General features: G+C 70.9%; 14 protein-coding genes, 1 tRNA gene and 1 pseudogene. 10 read left to right on the plus strand and 6 right to left on the minus strand.

Annotated elements, in window-relative coordinates:
- Nucleotides 1–3 precede the first annotated feature (3 nt).
- From ACFFBG_RS01090 to ACFFBG_RS01110, 5 genes are all read left to right on the plus strand, one after another.
- A complete protein-coding gene (locus tag ACFFBG_RS01090) occupies nucleotides 4–384 on the plus strand; it encodes a Zn-ribbon domain-containing OB-fold protein (protein WP_375474745.1) in 381 nt (126 codons plus the stop codon).
- A gap of 23 nt (nucleotides 385–407) precedes the next feature.
- The gene (locus ACFFBG_RS01095) at nucleotides 408–2,084 is read left to right on the plus strand and encodes a class I adenylate-forming enzyme family protein (protein ID WP_375474747.1); all 1,677 of its coding nucleotides are present in this window, start codon (nucleotides 408–410) and stop codon (nucleotides 2,082–2,084) included.
- A gap of 107 nt (nucleotides 2,085–2,191) precedes the next feature.
- Nucleotides 2,192–2,995: a transketolase gene (locus ACFFBG_RS01100; protein WP_375476185.1), complete on the plus strand. Its 804-nt coding sequence runs from the start codon at nucleotides 2,192–2,194 to the stop codon at nucleotides 2,993–2,995.
- Nucleotides 2,988–4,001, plus strand: coding sequence for a transketolase family protein (locus tag ACFFBG_RS01105; RefSeq protein WP_375474749.1), 1,014 nt, complete (start codon nucleotides 2,988–2,990; stop codon nucleotides 3,999–4,001). The genes ACFFBG_RS01100 and ACFFBG_RS01105 overlap by 8 nt, the downstream gene beginning before the upstream one ends.
- On the plus strand, nucleotides 3,998–5,092 hold the full coding sequence (locus tag ACFFBG_RS01110) for a glycerol dehydrogenase (RefSeq protein WP_375474751.1): 1,095 nt from the start codon (nucleotides 3,998–4,000) through the stop codon (nucleotides 5,090–5,092). Before ACFFBG_RS01105 ends, ACFFBG_RS01110 begins: the two co-directional genes overlap by 4 nt.
- Before the next feature lie 91 nt (nucleotides 5,093–5,183).
- Here ACFFBG_RS01110 and ACFFBG_RS01115 read toward each other — a convergent pair whose 3' ends face one another.
- From ACFFBG_RS01115 to ACFFBG_RS01125, 3 genes are all read right to left on the minus strand, one after another.
- Nucleotides 5,184–6,839: a flavin-containing monooxygenase gene (locus tag ACFFBG_RS01115; RefSeq protein ID WP_375474753.1), complete on the minus strand. Its 1,656-nt coding sequence runs from the start codon at nucleotides 6,837–6,839 to the stop codon at nucleotides 5,184–5,186.
- Nucleotides 6,840–6,934: 95 nt separating this feature from the next.
- Entirely contained in the window at nucleotides 6,935–7,318 is a 384-nt protein-coding gene (locus ACFFBG_RS01120; protein ID WP_375474755.1) for an ATP-binding protein, read from the minus strand.
- A 127-nt stretch (nucleotides 7,319–7,445) separates the two neighbouring features.
- The gene (locus tag ACFFBG_RS01125; protein WP_375474757.1) at nucleotides 7,446–8,522 is read right to left on the minus strand and encodes a LacI family DNA-binding transcriptional regulator; all 1,077 of its coding nucleotides are present in this window, start codon (nucleotides 8,520–8,522) and stop codon (nucleotides 7,446–7,448) included.
- An 89-nt stretch (nucleotides 8,523–8,611) separates the two neighbouring features.
- Here ACFFBG_RS01125 and ACFFBG_RS01130 point away from each other — a divergent pair.
- Nucleotides 8,612–8,677 (plus strand): annotated as a pseudogene (locus ACFFBG_RS01130) (hypothetical protein); the annotation flags it as partial.
- A 38-nt stretch (nucleotides 8,678–8,715) separates the two neighbouring features.
- Here the strand turns inward: ACFFBG_RS01130 and ACFFBG_RS01135 are convergent.
- Both ACFFBG_RS01135 and ACFFBG_RS01140 read right to left on the minus strand, forming a co-directional pair.
- Nucleotides 8,716–8,922, minus strand: a complete 207-nt coding sequence (locus ACFFBG_RS01135) for a hypothetical protein (RefSeq protein WP_375474759.1) — start codon at nucleotides 8,920–8,922, stop codon at nucleotides 8,716–8,718.
- Nucleotides 8,923–9,164: 242 nt separating this feature from the next.
- Nucleotides 9,165–9,238: transfer RNA gene (locus ACFFBG_RS01140), tRNA-Ile, on the minus strand.
- Between the two features lie 477 nt (nucleotides 9,239–9,715).
- Here ACFFBG_RS01140 and ACFFBG_RS01145 point away from each other — a divergent pair.
- Together ACFFBG_RS01145 and ACFFBG_RS01150 are read left to right on the plus strand one after the other, a co-directional pair.
- Nucleotides 9,716–10,252 (plus strand): RNA polymerase sigma factor, encoded by a 537-nt coding sequence (locus tag ACFFBG_RS01145; RefSeq protein WP_375474761.1) that lies wholly within the window; start codon nucleotides 9,716–9,718, stop codon nucleotides 10,250–10,252.
- Nucleotides 10,245–12,350 carry a beta-propeller domain-containing protein gene (locus tag ACFFBG_RS01150; RefSeq protein WP_375474763.1) on the plus strand — a complete coding sequence of 702 codons (2,106 nt, stop codon included), beginning with the start codon at nucleotides 10,245–10,247 and terminating at the stop codon, nucleotides 12,348–12,350. Before ACFFBG_RS01145 ends, ACFFBG_RS01150 begins: the two co-directional genes overlap by 8 nt.
- Nucleotides 12,351–12,355: 5 nt before the next feature.
- Here the strand turns inward: ACFFBG_RS01150 and ACFFBG_RS01155 are convergent, their stop codons facing one another.
- Nucleotides 12,356–14,695 carry a hypothetical protein gene (locus ACFFBG_RS01155; protein WP_375474765.1) on the minus strand — a complete coding sequence of 780 codons (2,340 nt, stop codon included), beginning with the start codon at nucleotides 14,693–14,695 and terminating at the stop codon, nucleotides 12,356–12,358.
- Between the two features lie 116 nt (nucleotides 14,696–14,811).
- Between ACFFBG_RS01155 and ACFFBG_RS01160 the strand changes: the two genes are divergently transcribed.
- A complete protein-coding gene (locus ACFFBG_RS01160) occupies nucleotides 14,812–15,897 on the plus strand; it encodes a DNA topoisomerase IB (RefSeq protein WP_375474767.1) in 1,086 nt (361 codons plus the stop codon).
- Nucleotides 15,898–15,914: 17 nt separating this feature from the next.
- Nucleotides 15,915–16,940, plus strand: coding sequence for a nitrilase-related carbon-nitrogen hydrolase (locus ACFFBG_RS01165; protein WP_375474769.1), 1,026 nt, complete (start codon nucleotides 15,915–15,917; stop codon nucleotides 16,938–16,940).
- Nucleotides 16,941–16,947: the final 7 nt, after the last annotated feature.

Below are 16,947 nucleotides of genomic sequence, written 5' to 3' on the forward strand. Positions count from 1 at the left end.
CGCGTGAATCGAGCGTCCGCGCAACTGTGGCAGCACTGGGCCGACGGCCGGCTGTGCCTGCAGCGCTGCGTCTCATGCGGGCGGGGGCAGCACCCGCCCGGCCCGGTGTGTTCCCGGTGCGGGTCCACCGACGTCGGATTCGACGACGTGACCGGCCCGGCCGAGCTGGTCGCCTGGTCGACTGTGCGGCGGGCGCCGTCGGCCGCGTTCGCCGGTGAGGTCCCGTACACGCTGGTCATCGCCCGGGTCGGCAGCGGCGCGCTCGTCGAGGCGCGCGCGACCGACGACGGCGCGGCCGACGCGTGGCAGGTCGGCGCCGAGGTGCGGCTGGCGCTCGGCGAGATCAACGGCGCCGCGCTGCCGGTCGCGACCGTCGGCGGGTGAACGGACGTGGGGAGCAGACGCCGATGACGCCCGAAACGCGGCCCAGGCCGTGGCGCAAGCTGTACCCGCCCGGTGTCGATCCCGAGCTGGCCGCGCCGTCGCGCACCGTGCTCGACAGCTTCCTCGACACGGTGGCCGCCGACCCGGACGCGGCCGCGGTGCACTATTTCGGCGCGACGCTCACGCGCGCCGAGGTCGCCGAGCACAGCGGCCGGCTGGCCGCCGTGCTGCGCGACGCGGGCGTCGTGCGGGGCGACCGGATCGCGGTGTCGTTGCAGAACACGCCGATCATGGCGGTCGCGCTGCTCGCCGCCTGGAGCGCCGGCGCGTCGGTCGTGCCGATCAACCCGATGCTCCGGCCGGACGAACTTGCGCCGATGCTCGCCGACTGCGGCGCCGTCGTGCTGATCGCGCACCCGGCCATGCGCGAGGTGGTCGAGTCGACCCGAATCCGGCTGGAGCGGCCGCCGATCACGCTGTGGTCCGATCCGGCCGACCTCGCCGGGGACTCGCCGACGTTGCCCTTCCCGGTCGACGTCCGGCTGCCGCCGGGCGAACGCACCGTGCTGGCGGAGTGCGCGGCGGCCCGGGTCGAGGATGGCCGGCCGCGTCCCGGGGCGGACGACACGGCGTTGATCACCTACACGTCGGGGACGACCGGGCCGGCGAAGGGCGCGATGAGCAGCCACGCGAACCTCGCCTACCAGATGGAGAACGCGCGGCAGTGGTTCGGCTGCGACGCCTCGACCTCGGTGCTGACGGTGGCGCCGCTGTTCCACATCACCGGCCTGGGGCTGCACGCCGCCCTCGCGCTCGGCAATGGCTATCCCCTGGTGATGACCTACCGCTTCGAGCCGCGGACCGTCCTCCAGCTGATCGAGCGGTACGAGCCGACGTTCACGATCGGCGCCATCACGGCGTTCATCTCGCTGCTCGAATCCGGACCGGACACCGGCCGGACGCTCGGCAAGCTGCAGATCCTCTATAGCGGCGGGGCGCCGGTGCCGGCCCAGGTGGTCGAGCGTTTCGAGCGGGCCACCGGCCGCTACATCCACAACATCTACGGCTTGACCGAGACGAGCTCGGCCTGCATCGGCGTGCCACTGGGTGCACGCGCCCCGATCGAGCAGCGCTCCGGGGCGCTGTCGATCGGCGTGCCGATGGGCGGGACCACCGTCACCGTTGTCGACGACGCCGGCCAGCCGGTGCCGAGCGGCGGCGAGGGCGAGATCGTCGTCGCCGGACCGCAGGTCGATCTCGGCTACTGGCGCAAGCCAGGCGAGACCGCCGCGGCTTTTCGACCCGACGGGATGCACACCGGCGACATCGGCGTGATGGACGCGGACGGCTGGGTCTACGTCGTCGACCGGAAGAAGGATCTCGTGGTCGTGAGCGGCTACAAGGTCTGGCCGCGCGACGTCGAAGATGTGCTCTACCGGCACCCGGCGGTGAAGGAGGCGGCCGTCGTCGGCCGGCCGGACGGATACCGCGGCGAGACGCTGCACGCTTATGTGTCGGTGCGTGCGGGCGAGGCGGTCACCGCGGCCGACCTGCGCGCGCACTGCCGCGAGCACCTGTCGGCCTACAAGGTGCCGGCCGAGTACTACTTCGTCGACGAATTGCCGAAGACGATCACTGGCAAGATCCTGCGCCGCACGCTGCGAGACGCGCCGACGCCGACGACCCAGTCCGCCCGCTGACCGCTGAATGGGAGCCGCTTGTGACCGCCGCCGAATCCCCGCAGAGCACGCGCGACCACCTCGACCTCGCCGCGCTGCGCGAGCGCGCCTACCGGTTGCGCCGGGCGATGCTCGGCATGGCGCAGGGCAAGGGGGAGGGCTACATCGCGCAGGGCCTGGGCATCGCCGACTGCCTGGCCGCGCTGTACTTCGGCGAGCTCCGGCACGACCCGCGCAATCCCGACTGGCCCGATCGCGACCGGTTTCTGCTTTCGACCGGCCACTACTCGATCGCCATGTACGCCGTGCTCGCCGAAGCTGGCTACCTGCCGCCCGACGAGCTGCCGAGCTACGGGCTGAACGGCTCTCGACTGCCGATGAGCACCTTCGACGACACGGTCGGCATCGAGATCGTCGGCGGCTCGCTCGGCCAGGGGCTCGGCCAGGCGGTGGGCATGGCCGTCGGCCTCCGGCTCGACGGCAGTTCGGCGCGGGTGTTCTGCGAGTTCTCCGACGGGGAGCTGCAAGAGGGCTCGACCTGGGAGGCGCTGATGGCCGGCGCCACCTTCCGCTGCGACAACCTCATCGCCCTTGTCGACTGCAACGGCATCCAGGCCGACGGCGTCGTCACCGTGCAGCTGGAGCCGGTTGTCGACAAGATCGCCGCCTTCGGCTGGGACACCGTCGAGGTGGACGGCAACGACCTCGCTGCGCTCACCGATGCGTTGGCGCGCGCACGACGCCAGGACGGCCGGCCCAAGGCGATCGTGTTGCGCACGACGCCCGGCTATCCGGTCCGCACGATCATGGAACGCGAGCGCGCGCACTTCGTCCGAATCGGCGACGACGAGTGGGACGCGCTGCGCGCCGAGCTCGACGCCGTCCACGCAGCCGAGCGCGCCGAGGACCACGTCGAGGCAGCCCATGTCTAGTGCCCGGACACATTCCGCCGCCGCCTCCGGCGCGCTGGACCTGCCTGGCCGCACCAGGGGGATGGGCGAGCTCGTCGACGTCGCCGGCAAGCAGACCCAGCTAGCGCCGTTCGGCAATGAGCTCGCCGAGCTCGGCCGGCAGCGCCCGGAGATCGTGGCGCTCACCGCGGACATGGGCCGCTACAGCGACATCCTGCCCTTCCGCGACGCGCATCCCGACCGGTTCTTCAACGTCGGGATGGCCGAGCAGAACCTCATCGCGATGGCCGCCGGGCTCGCCAAGGTGGGCAAGATCGCCTACTGCACCACCTACTCCGTGTTCGTCACCCGGCGCGCCTACGACTTCGTCGCGATCGCCTGCGCGCATTCGAAGGCGAACGTGAAGATCTTCGCCGGGATGCCCGGTCTGTTGAACGGCTACGGAGCGACCCATCAGGCCACCGAGGACCTCAACATGATGCGCGGCATCGCCGACCTCACGGTGATCGACCCGTGCGACGCGATCGAGCTGCGTCAAGTTGTCCGCGCGGTCGCCGACCTTCCCGGCACGGTCTACGTGCGGCTGCCGCGGGGAAAGGTGCCGGTCGAGCTGCCGACGGACTACCAATTCGAGGTCGGCCGGGCGACGCAGCTGCGCAGCGGGCGACAGGTCGGCGTCGTCTCCACCGGCTACATGACCGCGCGGGCGCTGGACGCCGCGCGCGTGGCACAGGAGCGCGGTGTCGACGCCGGGGTGCTGCACGTGTCGACGATCAAACCGTTCGACACCGCAGGCGTGCTCGACTTCGTGCGTCGACACGACCGAGTGGTCGTCGCCGAGAACCACAAGACGACCGGCGCGCTCGCCAGCCTGGTGGTCGAGGCGATGTTCGACGCTGGCGTGCACAAGCCGGTCGAACGAATCGGGCTCGCCGACTCGTTCTTCGAGTGCGGCTCGCAGGAGTACCTCGAGCACAAGTATCAGGTCGATCTCCCCCGTCTGATCAAAGCCCTGGCGGGGGAGTGACCGACGCGCCCGTGCGGGTGTTCGCCGCTCCGGGCCGTTACGTGCAGGGCCCGGGCGCTCTCGACCTGCTCGGCGAGCTGCTCCGCCCGTATGGCGACCGCCCCTTCATCGTGTGGGACGCGCCGGTCCGCCGGCTCTTGGCAGCGCGACTGGCCCGCGTCTTCGCGGCCGCCGGTCTGCGGCCGGTCCTCGCCGAACTTCCCGGCGAGATCACCTACTCGGCCGTCGAGGAACTGCTCGACGCGCGCGGAGCGGACGCGGACCAGGTTTGTGTCGGCATCGGCGGCGGCAAGGTGCTCGACGCGGCCAAAGCCGTGGCCCTGCGTGTCGGCGCGCCAGTCGTCACTGTCCCGTCGATCGCGTCGAACGACAGTCCGGCGAGCGGCGCCGTCGCGATGTACGACGACGATCACGTGATGATCAGCGTCGATCGACTGCCGAGGCACCCCGACCTCGTGCTGGTCGACACCCGACTGGTCGCCGAAGCGCCGGTGGAGTTCCTGCGCTGCGGAATCGGGGACGCGATCGCCAAGAAGTTCGAGGCCGACGCGTGTGCGGCCGGCACCGGATCGACGCCTGTCGGCGGCCGTCCGCTGCGCACGGCGGGCGCGATTGCCGACGCGTGTTACCGCACGATCGCCGCGCACGGCGTGGCGGCGCTCGCCGCCTGCGCCGGTGATCAAGTGACCGAGGAGCTCGAAGCGGTCGTCGAGGCGGTGGTGCTGATGAGCGGGCTGGGTTTCGAGAACGGCGGGCTGTCGCTGGCGCACGGGCTCACCCGCGGGCTGGTCCGCGCGCGGGGCGCGTCTCGTGCCGCGCACGGCCGCCACGTGGCGTGGGGGCTGCTCGTGCAGCTCGCCGCCGAAGGCCGGCCGGCCGGCGAACTCGCCGCGCTGATCGAGCTGCACGGGCGGCTCGGCCTGCCGACGTCGTTGGCCGAGCTGGGCATGCCGGACCCCACCGGCGCCGAGATCGGCGCGTTGGCCGAGCTGACGATGGCGGCGCCGCACGTGCGCAACATGCCGGCGCCAGTCGACGCGGCGCAGATCGCGACCGCCATCCGTCAGGTCGAGGAGCTCGCCGTTCGCTGACCGCCTCGGCTGGTTGCGACCCCGGCCGCGCAGACGGGCCTGCCCGCCGCGCAGGTGGGTGCGCGGCGGGCAGGCGGTCTGCCGGGCGTGGTCAGCTGGCGCCCACCGGCGTCCGGTCGGTCCGGAAGCCCGCGTACTTCGAGTCCACCGCGGCCTGCAGATGCTCCATGTACGCGCCCATGCCGGCCATGTAGAACATGACCGCCTTCGGCTTGCCGGGCACGTTCGCGCCGTTGATCCACGAGTCGGTCTCCGGGAACAGCGTTTGATAGGCGATCTCGTCGCACATCGCGAGCCACTGGTCCTCTGCCTCGTGCTCCGGCTCGATCGCCTCCAGACCCTGTTCGCGCATGTAGGCGATGACGTCGGCCACCCAGTTCACCTGCACCTCGTGCGCCGGCGGCTGGTTGGTGAACGGGCCCATCGGGCCGAAGATCATGAACAAGTTCGGGAAGTCGGCGCTCATCAAACCGAGGTGCACCCGCGGGCGATCGACCCACTTTTGTCGGAGCTCCACGCCGTTCCGGCCCCGATGGTCGATCTTGAAGAAGTTGCCGGTCACCGCGTCGAAGCCAGTGGCGAACACGATGATGTCGAGTTCGTACTCGCCTTCGTCGGTGCGCACGCCCTTCTCAGTGATCTCGAGGATCGGATGCGCGTTGGCGTCGACGAGAGACACGTTCGCCCGGTTGAACGTTTCGTAGTAGTTGTCGCAGCAGATTGGCCGCTTGGCGTAGAGGTCGTGCGGCGTCAGCTTGGCGGCAGTCTCGGGATCGGGAACGATCTGCGCGATCTTGCGACGGATGAAGTCGCAGGCGGCGTTGTTCGCCTCGCGGCTCGTCCCGATGTCGTTGAACGTCGCGAACATGAACTGGAAGCCGCCGCCGCTGTTCCATTGCTGCTCGAAGATCGCGTCACGTTCGGCGTCGGGCATCCCGGCGCCCGGCACGTCGCTCTCGTCGAAGCCGAACGCGGTGACCGAAGCCAGCACGCTGCGCCAGTAACCGTCGTAGTCGCTGTCGATGCGGGCAAGCAGGTGGGGATCGAGCGGGCCGTGTTGCGCGGGGACGATGTACTGGGGCGTGCGCTGGAACACGGTCAGGTGCCCGCACTCGGGCGCCACTTCGGTGATCACCTGCGCGCCGCTGGAGCCGGTGCCGACGACGCCGACGCGCTTGCCGCGGAAGTCCGGGTCCTGCTCTGGCCAGCGAGCAGTGTGGTGGATCTCGCCGCGGAAGTTCTCCTGCCCTGGAAAGTTAGGGACGTTCGTCGAGGACAACAGCCCAACGCCCTCGATCAGAAACTGCGCCGAGTAGCGCTGACCGGTGTCGGTGACCAGCAGCCAGCGTCCGGTGTGCTCGTCGAACGTCGCGCTCTCCACAGTGGTGTCGAAGACGATGCTGCGGCGCAGGTCGTAGCGGTCGGCGAACATGCTGAGATACGACCAGATCTCCTTCTGCCGCGGGTAGCGCTGCGACCAGCGCCACTCGCTAAAGAGTTCGCGGTCGAAGGAATAGCAATACGCGGTCACTTCGGTGTCCGACCGCGCGCCTGGGTAGCGATTCCAGAACCACGTGCCGCCGACGTCCGAACCGTTCTCAAACGATTGGACGTTGAGGTGCAAGTCGTTGCGCAGCTTGTGCAACGCGTACAAGCCGGCGAAGCCGGCGCCGATGACAGCGGCGTCCAGTTCGACGATCGCGCTGTCCTCGCTGGTTGATCGAAGGGATTCTGTGGCTGCGGGCATACGAGTGATCTCCTCTCGGGGAGGTCATCGTCTGCGGTGGACGCAGACCCGCGATGTCCCATTTCGAGACGGGCGCGGCAGCGCGCGGCGACGGCTCAGGCGGCGATCGGCAGCAACGCCCAGACCTGCTTCCCGTTCGGGCGATGCTCGACTCCCCAGCTCCTCGCGATCGTCGCCACGATGAGCAGTCCGCGACCGTGCGGCACGTTCGTAGCTGACGAGCCCATCGTGGGAGCGCCTCGCGCGTCGTCGGTCACAGCGATCCGCACGCCGTCGCTCTCGCGGCGCACCTCCACGGTCAGCGTTCCGCAGCCGGCTTGCACCGCGTTCGTCACAAGTTCCGACACGACGAGTTGCGCGTCGTCCAGCAGGTCCGGGCCGACGCCGGGAGTGCTCTGCAGGCAGTCCCGAGCCCAGGTGCGTGCGGCGCGCACGTCAGCCGCTTGGCAACCGAGTTCGACCTGGTGGGAAGAAGTCACGGACTCCTCGCTGACGGTCGCGGCCGATTGGTCGATCGCGGTGTACCCGAAACAACGCAAAGTCATGCAAAGCGGTCAGTTCCTATCGACCGCGACATTGCCGGTGAACCGGGCGTCGCGGAATGACTCAGCCAGGTGGGGCCGGGCCAGTGCTGGCCCGCGCCACCACGGTGGCCCGCAGCCGCGGGGCGCGCACCGACTCGCCGTCAACGATCCGCCGAGCCAGCCGGGCCGCGATTCGACCCTGGCCGAACAGATCGTGCGCGACGGTCGTCAGGGCCGGAGTGCTCGTCGCGGCCTCGGCAATGTCGTCATAGCCGGCCACCGAGAGCTCGCCCGGCACGCTCAGTCCAGCCTCGCGGGCCGCGTCCAGCGCGCCCAGGGCCAGGATGTCGGTCACCGCGAAGATCGCAGTCGGCCGATCGCTCGCCGCCCGGGCCAGCGCCGAACGCAGCGCCGCTCGACCGGCTTCGCGGGTGTTGTCAGCCGCGCGGAACATTGCTATCTCTGTGCGGCGGGCGTCGGCCCGGTTCCGCTGGGCCGCCGCGCCGATGGCGCGGCTGAAGCCGTTGACGCGATCGCCGAAGATGGGCCGGGCCGGACCCTGCCGATGACCACTGACTGTGGTGAGCACCGCGCAGCGCCGATGACCGAGTTCCAGCAGGTGGGCAGCCATCCCGGCGGCGGCCGCGCGATTGTCCGGGCCGACGCACGGGACCCTGGCTAGGCGCGGGTAGCCGACGGTCACCAGCGGCGCCCGGCGCTCGACCGCGGCCGCCACCGCCGGGTCGTCCGGACTTAGCGAGCAGAGGATCAGCGCGTCGATCAACGCGTGGCGCAGCAGCGACGCGCCGTCGGCGCCGTAGGTCGGGACGAGCAACAGCGCATTGCCGGCCGCGCTGAGTTCGGTGGCGATGCCGTGCAGGATCAAGATCAGGCCCGGGTCGGCGAAGGCCGACGGCAGCTGCTCGGTGAGCATCACCCCGACCGTGCCGGTACGGCCCAGCCGAAGCGAGGCGGCGGTCGGGTTGGGGCCGGCGTAACCCAGCCGCCCGGCGACCTCGAGCACCCGCCGCCGAGTGGCGGCGGAGAGCTGGTCGGGCCGGTTGTAGGCGTTGGAGACCGTCATCCGCGACACGCCGGCGGCCGCGGCTACCGTGTCGAGGGTCGGGCGGTCGGCGCCTGCCCGCGGATGACTCGCCATCGGTGCAGCCTAGCTGTATCGTTACAGCGGTGAGTGGTTCTGGATCGATCCAGTACGTAGGCTACCTTGCAGCCGCCCTCGGCGTCTGCATGGTCATCCCGCAGATCGCTCGCACCTATCGCAATCGAGCGCTCGGCGGCGTCTCGGTCCTGTCGTGGGCGCTGAGCGGGCTGTCGAGCTTCACCTGGTTGCTCTACGGCATCCGGGCAGCCGAACTGCCGCAGATCCCGGGCAATGTGCTCACCGTCAGCGGCACTGTGGTGATCGCGCTTGCGGTGCCCTCGGCGATCGGCCGGAGCCGGCGCGCGGTCGCGATCGCGCTGCCGGGGCTCGCGCTCGTCGCATTGGCCACGGTTCTGCCGCCGACAGCGCTCGGCTTCGTCGCGTTTGGCCTCGGCATCGTGTCGATGTTGCCGCAGACCCTGCGCTCACTGCGTCGCACGGCCGGTGAGGTGTCGGCGGTGTCGATCCCGACCTGGGTCCTGTTCGGGGTGTCGCAGGTCTGCTGGCTGAGCTACGCGTTGGTCGTGCACGACCTCGTCGTCACGATATCGGCCTGTTGGATCATCGCCAGCTCGGTGGCGATCAGCAGCAGCGAATTGCGCCAGCGGCGTCGCTCCCAGCCGTTCAATACGGAAGTTGTGGGGCGGGTGGGACTCGAACCCACGACCCAGGGATTATGAGTCCCCTGCTCTAACCGGCTGAGCTACCGCCCCGGGCGCGGCCAAACCTATCGCTTTCAGCGGCGATCACGCTCGGCGCGGTGCTCATGAAAGTCGATCCGGACGGCCCTGCCTGCCGACACTCGGACGATGGACATCCTGGACGAACCCGGCGGCAGATCGGGTTGCACGAGATCCCGCTGGCGCCGCGCTACGTGTTGCTGTGGGCTTCGGCTGTCAGTACCGCCGCAACCGCCGCCGCCCGGTGACCCCACCGCGTGACGTCCGCGGCCAGCGCCCAGTTCGGCCTAGGACCTCACGGCCGCTGCGGACGCGAAGGCGCCACTGATTACGCCGCCCGGAGCCGGTAGCACGCCGGTAGCACGCCGGTAGCACGCCGACTCCGAGGACCCGGTCACCAAGAGGTTGGCCAGCATCGCTGACGCCGCCGCGCCAATAGGTTGTAATGCTCCGGCTTTCGCCGGACACCTACCTGCTGAGCGTGCGTGTCGCGTTGTGAGGGGGGCCTGGATGCGGGACGAGGAGCGGCGAGCGCTGCTCGACGAGTGGTTCCGCGCCTATGCCAACCGAGTGCTGGCGTATCTGCTGCACAGAACCGATGCGCAGACCGCACAGGACGTACTACAGGAGGTATTCGTGACCGCGTTCCGTAAGGCAGAGGATGTGCCGCGGCCGCCGCTCGGCTGGCTGTTCGGCACGGCCCGGCGATTGCTGGCCAACAGGCATCGCGGCAATCGTCGCCACGACGAACTCATCGCGCGGCTGGTCGACGACGCCGGCCAGGAGGCCGACCCCGGCCTGGCGGAGGTCAAGGAGGCGTTTCTGCAGACGCTCGCGACTCTCTCGCCGGGCGACCGGGAAGTGCTGACCCTGACGGGCTGGTACGACTTGACGCCGCGCGAGGCGGCCGTGGCGCTGGGGACTTCGCCCGTCAACTACGCGGTCCGTCTGCATCGCGCACGCAAGCGTCTCGCCGCGGCCCTCGAGGAAGCCGGATACCGCGGCGAGACGCCTGCCGGTCAACTCGCCGAGGCGCTCCGTGGCTGAGGAACTGAAGCACTGGCTGCGCCGCGTCCGTCCGTCGACTGCGGCAGACGCCGACGGCTGGGCCGAGAGCGACGAGGGACTGCAGTCGCTGTCCGACGTCCACCGCCGTGTCGCGGCCATGCACGTCGGGCGGCGCAGGCGATTGTGGACGCTGCTGCCCACAGCGACGACCGCAATAGCCGCCGCCGCGGTCCTCATCGCGACTGCAGGGACGAGTTCTGACTCGCCGACTCACCAGGTGCGGACACCGACGCTCACCAAGATCCGCCCAGCCGCGATGCTGCTCAGCTCCTATTCCTCATGCGATGCGCTGCTCGATGGGCTCCGTACGCACGCGACGGCGCACCTGCAGGCGTTCGCGGCCTATGGCGGCGCCGTGTCCTCAGGCGTCGGGATGCCAGTGGACTCGCAGAAGGCGGCTGCCCCGTCCCCCGAGCCCCGTCCCGACCCGTCGAGCGCGGCGTCCGGCGGCAGCACCCAGACGTCCACCACCAATGTGCAAGAGGCAGGCGTCGACGAGCCTGACGTGGTGAAGACAGACGGCGACCGGGTGGTGACGGTGACCGACGGTTTCCTCCGCGTTCTCGACGTGACCGGCCGCCGCATCGTCGGCAGCCTCGACCTGCGGCAGTACGCCAACTCCGACAGCGCCCAACTGCTCACATCTGGCGACGACGCCGTCGTCCTGCTCTCACCGGGCGATTCCGGGTTCGCCGGCCCAGTGGCCGGACCGGCGCACGTAGGCCCCATGAGCCCGGGGCAGAGCACGGTCAGCCCGACCTCGACGTTGCTCTACGTCAACCTCTCCGGCACGCCGCGCGTCGTGGGCTCGCTGCAGATCACCGGCAGCATCCTCGACGCGCGCATGGTCGGATCGACGGCGCGGGTCGTGGCCTCGAACGCGCCGTCGATCGCGCTGCCGCAGAGTTACCGCAGCGAATCGCGGTACAAGGCGGAGTTGCGCGCCAACATCGACAAGGCGCCGCTGAAGTCGTGGCTGCCGTCGTACACGATGACCGGACCGGCCGGCTCGCGCACGGCAACCGTGCCCTGCGCCGCCGTCGATCATCCGAAGGATTTCACCGCCGCGTCGATGGTGACGCTCTACACGGTCGATCCGGGCAAGCCGAACACCGATCCGCAGCCGGTGAGCGTCTCGGCGGACGGGAACACCGTCTACGCGACGACGTCGAGCCTCTACGTCGCGAGCAGCCCGAACTGCGCGTGGTGCGTCGGCGCAAACGGCCCGACGACGACTGACATCCACCGGTTCGACATCGCCGGGACGGGCAAGCCCACGTACCTCGGTTCAGGCAGCGTGCGAGGGTCGCTGCTCAGCCAGTACTCGCTTTCCGACTATGCCGGATCGCTGCGCGTCGCGACGACCGTCACGGGCTCGCGCGGCGCGACGGTCAGCGGCGTGGACGTGCTCGACGCCGAGACGCTGAAGCAGACCGGCGCGGTCAGCGGCCTCGGCAGGGGCGAGCGTGTCTACGCGGTGCGCTTCCTCGGCAAGCTCGGCTACGTCGTCACCTACAACCAGCAGGATCCGTTGTACGTGCTCGACCTGTCGGACGCGACCAAGCCGCGTCTCGCGGGCTCGCTCGAGATACCCGGTTTCTCGAGCTATCTGGGCGATGCTGGCGACGGCCGACTGATCGGAGTCGGCCAGGACACGAGGCTCGTGAACGAGGGCGGCGGCCAGTACGCGCACAACGAGGGCCGCATGGTGCAGCTGTTCGATGTCAGCGACCCGAGCAAACCCACCCGCACGGCGAAGGTGGTGCTGCCCGGCACGGGCACGCCCGGAGACCCGGGCTTCGACCCGCACGCGTTCCTGTACTGGCCGCAATCGGGGCTCGTGGTCGTGCCGATCTCGAACTACGGCAACGACGGAGCATTAGCCGTGCGGCTGCAGGGCGACAAACTCGTCCAGGTCGGCACGGTGTCCAACCCGGGCGGCAGCGCGAACAACCAAAGCTCTGGGATCGAGCGGAACCTGATCGTCGACGGCAATCTGTGGACGTTCTCGTCGAGTGGCGTCCGCGTCAGCAGGCAGACAAACCTCGCCCAGCTCGCGTGGATCCCCTTCGGATAGCCAACTCACCCGTTGCGGGCGCGCGCCGCGGGCGCCGGCGAAGCTGTGCCGAGCCGCGACTCGGGCAGTTCGTCGTCGAGGCGCAGCTCTGGCCGGAACGTCGACCAAGTCGAACGACCTCGGCTAACCGCCACGCCGGCGATCACGACGAGCGCCACCCCGAGCACGAGCAGCGCGGCGATGCCCAACGTGATCAGCGCCGCGGCGAGCGTGCTGCCGTGCGCGCTCGGCACGTCGGGCGCGGCGGCCCGATTGAGCGCCACCCCGGCGAGGAACACCGCCCCGGCCGACGGCGTCGCCGAGACCCGCACCGCAGGGTTCGCCGACAGCGTGAGCGCCGCAGTCACCGCGTAGCAGCGGTTCTGCGAGGCGATCGGCGTGACGAAGCTGAAACTGCCGTCGCCGGTGGTGTCGACGATCTTCGCTTGCTGACCGGGCTCTGGCTGCGGGTCGGCGGCGAACACCGCGGCTCGGCAGCCCGTGAACGGCACGGGCGCCGAGACCAAAGCGATCGACACGGCGCCGGCGAAGCGGTAGGCGCCGGAGATCGTCACGCTGCCGGACATCGCCGCGCCCTGCTGCCCGTCGTAGGACGCGTTGGTCACCGTCAGCGTCGGCGCAAGCACCGACGTCGTGCTGCCGTCGCCGCCGATCGGCGAGACGGTCGTGAGCGTGTGGCCGTCGAGGGTGATCACGCTGTGCGCGGCCAACGCGTAGCAGCCGACGCGGCTCGCGGCCGGGGCGTGGATGTCAGCCGTCAGCGCAGTCTCGGCCGCGGCCGGCGGTGACGTGCCGATCGTCGGCGACGGCAGCACACTGGCGCCACCGGAGACGCCGGAGGCACCGGCGGCCGGCGTCGCGGTAGACGACGCTCCGGACGGCACAGCCGCCGGCGTCAGCGTTGCCGCCGCAGACTTGCCCACCACCGGCGCATGGGACCAATCGAGGGCGTCGCAGGCGCCGTCGTGACTGGCGAGGGGGCCGTACTCGGTGAGGGTCGATTGGACGCTGGCCTGGCCGGCGTTCGTCGCGGTGACCGTCGCCGACAGCGCGCCAACGGCAGCGACGCCCGGCCCGGTCGACGTGCTGAGCGTCATCCCGGACACCGTCACGGTCGCGGCGGGGGAGAAGGCTGCGCTCGCCTTCGCGGGCGGGTCGCTGTTGGTGGTCAGCACATCCGCCTCGAGCGCGTAACAGCCGGCGGCGAGCGGCGGTGTCGCGCCGGGCGCATGCGCGCCGTCGCCCGCGAACTGGAACGTGGCGGTCCACACCGGCGCGGCGGCGGCGAAGTCGGCGGCCGTCAGCGTCGAGCAGGGCCTGCTGCTGACGGTCCGCGCCGGACCCAACAGGGTGATCGTGCCGGCGCCGGAGTAGCCGTACGTCCCGGTCACCGACGCGCTTGGCCTGGCCACGCCATTGGCCAGCAGCAGGGGGTGGTCGACGGCGATCGACACGGTCGGATGCGGATGCGCGACGACGACGAGCGACCCGGTGTCCTGATAGGTGGATGGCGCGGCCGGCGCCACCGACGGCGGGTCGCTGCCGTAGACGGTCAGCCCGGTCGGTTCGCTGACGCTCGCAACGACTGGCGTCGGTGTCGGCGTGGACGCCGGCGCGCCGACGCCGAACCGCACTCGCGCCACTCCTGCGCGGTCGGTGCGCGCCGACGCGGTCTGGCCGGCGGCCGCGAACTGAACGGTCAGCCCCGGTGTGGGAACGCCCGCGGCAGAGGTGACCGTGGCGCTCACCGTCGGGGCCGAGCCCGGCCTCGTCGCGGACGGCTGGCCGAGCGCGACCGTGTAAGGCCCGGCATAGCGTTGCGCGCTCGCCCACCGCGCCGCTGCCCGGCGTGCGCTGGTGCCCTGTTGGCCGAGGCAGCGCGCCTGCTGTGCGCCGCCGCCGGCCGCCGCGGCGAGCACCGCGCTGGTCTCCGCGACGTCGGCCGAACCGCTCGACCCGTGCGCGATGAGGTAGGCGGCGGCCGCGATCTCCGACGCGTCGAGGCCGTCCACGCCGGCCGCCATCGGCGCGGGGGATCCGGTGACCGGCGCCGGGTCGAGCACGCCGTTGCGCTCGGTGATGTCCGCGAGGGCGTACACCGACTCGGCGGCAACCGACGCGGGGGCGCCCGGCGCGCCGTCGACCGTCCACCTCGCCATCGGCACTCGCACGCCGCCGGGCAGCGCGCACACGATGCCGCCCGCGTACTGCGCGCCGCTGTCGCCCCACGGGGCGCCGGCCGCAGCGGCGGCCGACAACCCGGTCGTGAGCACCGCCGTGCACACCGCCAGCCCGGCCGCGCCTGCGGCGAGCAGGCGCGCTGCGGTTCGCCTGCGGTGCGGCATGGGCGCCAGTCGACCACGCAGGGCGACCGATCGGCAGCAGGCGCACTGAACGGAACACGAACAACGAGCGGCCGGCTGTCGGCGTTCGCGCCGCCCCGGCGGGGTATGTAGACGCCGTGCAGGCCCAGCGACCCACGGCAGCCGAGCTGATCGCGACGCTCTACGACGACCCGGAGCAGTGCGCGAAAATCGCCAAGCTGCGCTATGTCAGTCCGGACATGCCGGGCATGACGCGGCTGCGGCGCGGGCGCGGCTGGACCTATCGCGACGAGCACGGGATGACGGTCGTGGACGTCGCGGTGCGCGACCGGATCACCAAGATCGCGATTCCGCCGGCCTGGCGCAATGTGTGGATCTGCAGCTGGGAAGACGCGCACATCGTGGCCGTCGGCGAGGACGAGAAGGGCCGCCGGCAGTACGTCTACCACGAGCGGTGGCGCTCGCTGCGCGACCAGTTGAACTTCTACCGGCTGATCGGCTTCGGCGCCGCGCTGCCGACCATTCGCGCCGAGGTCGATCAGCAGCTGCGTCGACGCACCATGGACGCCGACCGGGTGCTCGCGGCGATGCTGCGGATCATCGACGTCGCCGGGCTGCGCGTCGGCAACGAGGTCTACGCCGAGGAGAACGACAGCTACGGCCTCAGCACGCTCACCAAGAGGCATGTGCGGGTGCACGGCAAGACGATGGACTTCCGGTTCCCGGCGAAGTCCGGCAAGACCGCCGAGGTGTCGGTCACCGACGCCGGCGCCGCGCGGGTCGTCGAGCGCCTCGCCGCCCAGCGCACCCGGCGGTTGTTCACCGTGCACGGCCGGGCGGTCGACTCCGAAGACATCAACCGCCGGCTCGCCGAGCTGACCGGGGCGCACCTGACGGCCAAGGACTTCCGCACCTGGATCGGCACCAAGACAGCCTTCCGGCACCTCAGCGACAGCCTGCCCGCGGGCGACGACGCGGAGCAGCACGTGCTCGCGGCAATCGACGCGGCGTCGCTGGCGCTGGGCAACACCCGCGCCGTCGCCCGCTCGCACTACGTGCATCCCGACGTCGTCGAGGGCTACACCTCCGGCGAGCTCGAGCGCTTCCTCGGCGCCCAGCACCCGCAGCCGGTCCCATGGCTCGACGGCAACGAGCAGCTGTTGCTGGCGTATCTCGCGAATTCGCTCGAGCAGCGGGCCGGAGACCTGTTCGCCGCTGCCTGAGATGACATGCTGTCCGGATGCCGAACGTCCGGGTGATCGAGGGGCCGGCAGCGCCGCCGCCCTCGCTCGCGCGGGTGCGCGAGGCCGCCGCGGCATCGCGCGTCGCGCCCTTGCGCATTGGAGTCGTGCAACACGGGTGGGCCGCCGACGGGCTGACCGAATGGCTCGACGCCGCGATCGACGCGGTCGCCGGGCGGGGCGCGCGCATCGCGTTCCTGCCTGAGGTGACGCTGTCGCGCTATCCGGCCGATGTCCTGCCCGACGGCGCCGCCGCCGACCTCGCCGAGGATCTGGAGACCGGCCCGACCGTCGCGTTCGCCCGCAACGCCGCCGCCCGCGCCGGCATCTACCTGCACACCTCGCTGTACCGGCGGCCGCCCGAAGATGACGAGGGCGGCGACACGACCGACGGCCTCGGCCTGAACACCGCGATCATCGTCGCGCCGAGCGGTGAGATCGTCGCGGCCGCCAACAAGCTGCACATTCCGGTGACCGCCGGGTACTACGAGGACAAATACTTCCGGCCCGGTCCCGCCGGCCCGGACGATCCCTACCGCGTTTATGTCCTCGATGGCCTGCCCGGCGCGCGGCTCGGCCTGCCGACCTGTTGGGACGAGTGGTTCCCGGAGGTGGCCCGCGCGTACGCGCTCGGCGGCGCGAACATAGTCGTCTACCCCACGGCGATCGGCTCGGAGCCAGACCACCCGGATTTCGACACCCAGCCGCTGTGGCAGAAAGTGATCGTCGGCAACGGCATCGCGAACGGGCTGTTCATGGTGGTGCCGAACCGCACCGGCCAGGAGACCAAACCGGATGGTACGGCGGGCAACACCTTCTACGGCTCGTCGTTCGTGTCCGACCCCTACGGCCGGATCCTGGCGCAGGCGCCGCGCGACGAGCCGTGCGCGCTGGTCGCCGACCTGGACTTGACGCAGCGCGCCGACTGGCTCGACCTCTTCCCGTTCCTGCGCACCCGCCGCCCGGACACCTACGCCGCGCTCACCCGACCGGTCGATCCCGACCTGCCGTACGGCGCCCGGTGAGCCGCTG

Source organism: uncultured Jatrophihabitans sp., assembly GCF_964251945.1.
In the GTDB taxonomy this organism is placed as follows: Bacteria; Actinomycetota; Actinomycetes; order Mycobacteriales; family Jatrophihabitantaceae; genus Jatrophihabitans.

Bases quoted from the DNA above. Each gene is read 5' to 3' on its own strand.
- ACFFBG_RS01095 (WP_375474747.1), top strand. From the start codon at position 408: ATGACGCCCGAAACGCGGCCCAGGCCGTGGCGCAAGCTGTACCCGCCC.
- ACFFBG_RS01100 (WP_375476185.1), top strand. From the start codon at position 2,192: ATGCTCGGCATGGCGCAGGGCAAGGGGGAGGGCTACATCGCGCAGGGC.
- ACFFBG_RS01105 (WP_375474749.1), top strand. From the start codon at position 2,988: ATGTCTAGTGCCCGGACACATTCCGCCGCCGCCTCCGGCGCGCTGGAC.
- ACFFBG_RS01115 (WP_375474753.1), bottom strand. From the start codon at position 6,839: ATGCCCGCAGCCACAGAATCCCTTCGATCAACCAGCGAGGACAGCGCG.
- ACFFBG_RS01125 (WP_375474757.1), bottom strand. From the start codon at position 8,522: ATGGCGAGTCATCCGCGGGCAGGCGCCGACCGCCCGACCCTCGACACG.
- ACFFBG_RS01135 (WP_375474759.1), bottom strand. From the start codon at position 8,922: ATGCCGAGGCCAAACGCGACGAAGCCGAGCGCTGTCGGCGGCAGAACC.
- ACFFBG_RS01145 (WP_375474761.1), top strand. From the start codon at position 9,716: ATGCGGGACGAGGAGCGGCGAGCGCTGCTCGACGAGTGGTTCCGCGCC.
- ACFFBG_RS01155 (WP_375474765.1), bottom strand. From the start codon at position 14,695: ATGCCGCACCGCAGGCGAACCGCAGCGCGCCTGCTCGCCGCAGGCGCG.
- ACFFBG_RS01165 (WP_375474769.1), top strand. From the start codon at position 15,915: ATGCCGAACGTCCGGGTGATCGAGGGGCCGGCAGCGCCGCCGCCCTCG.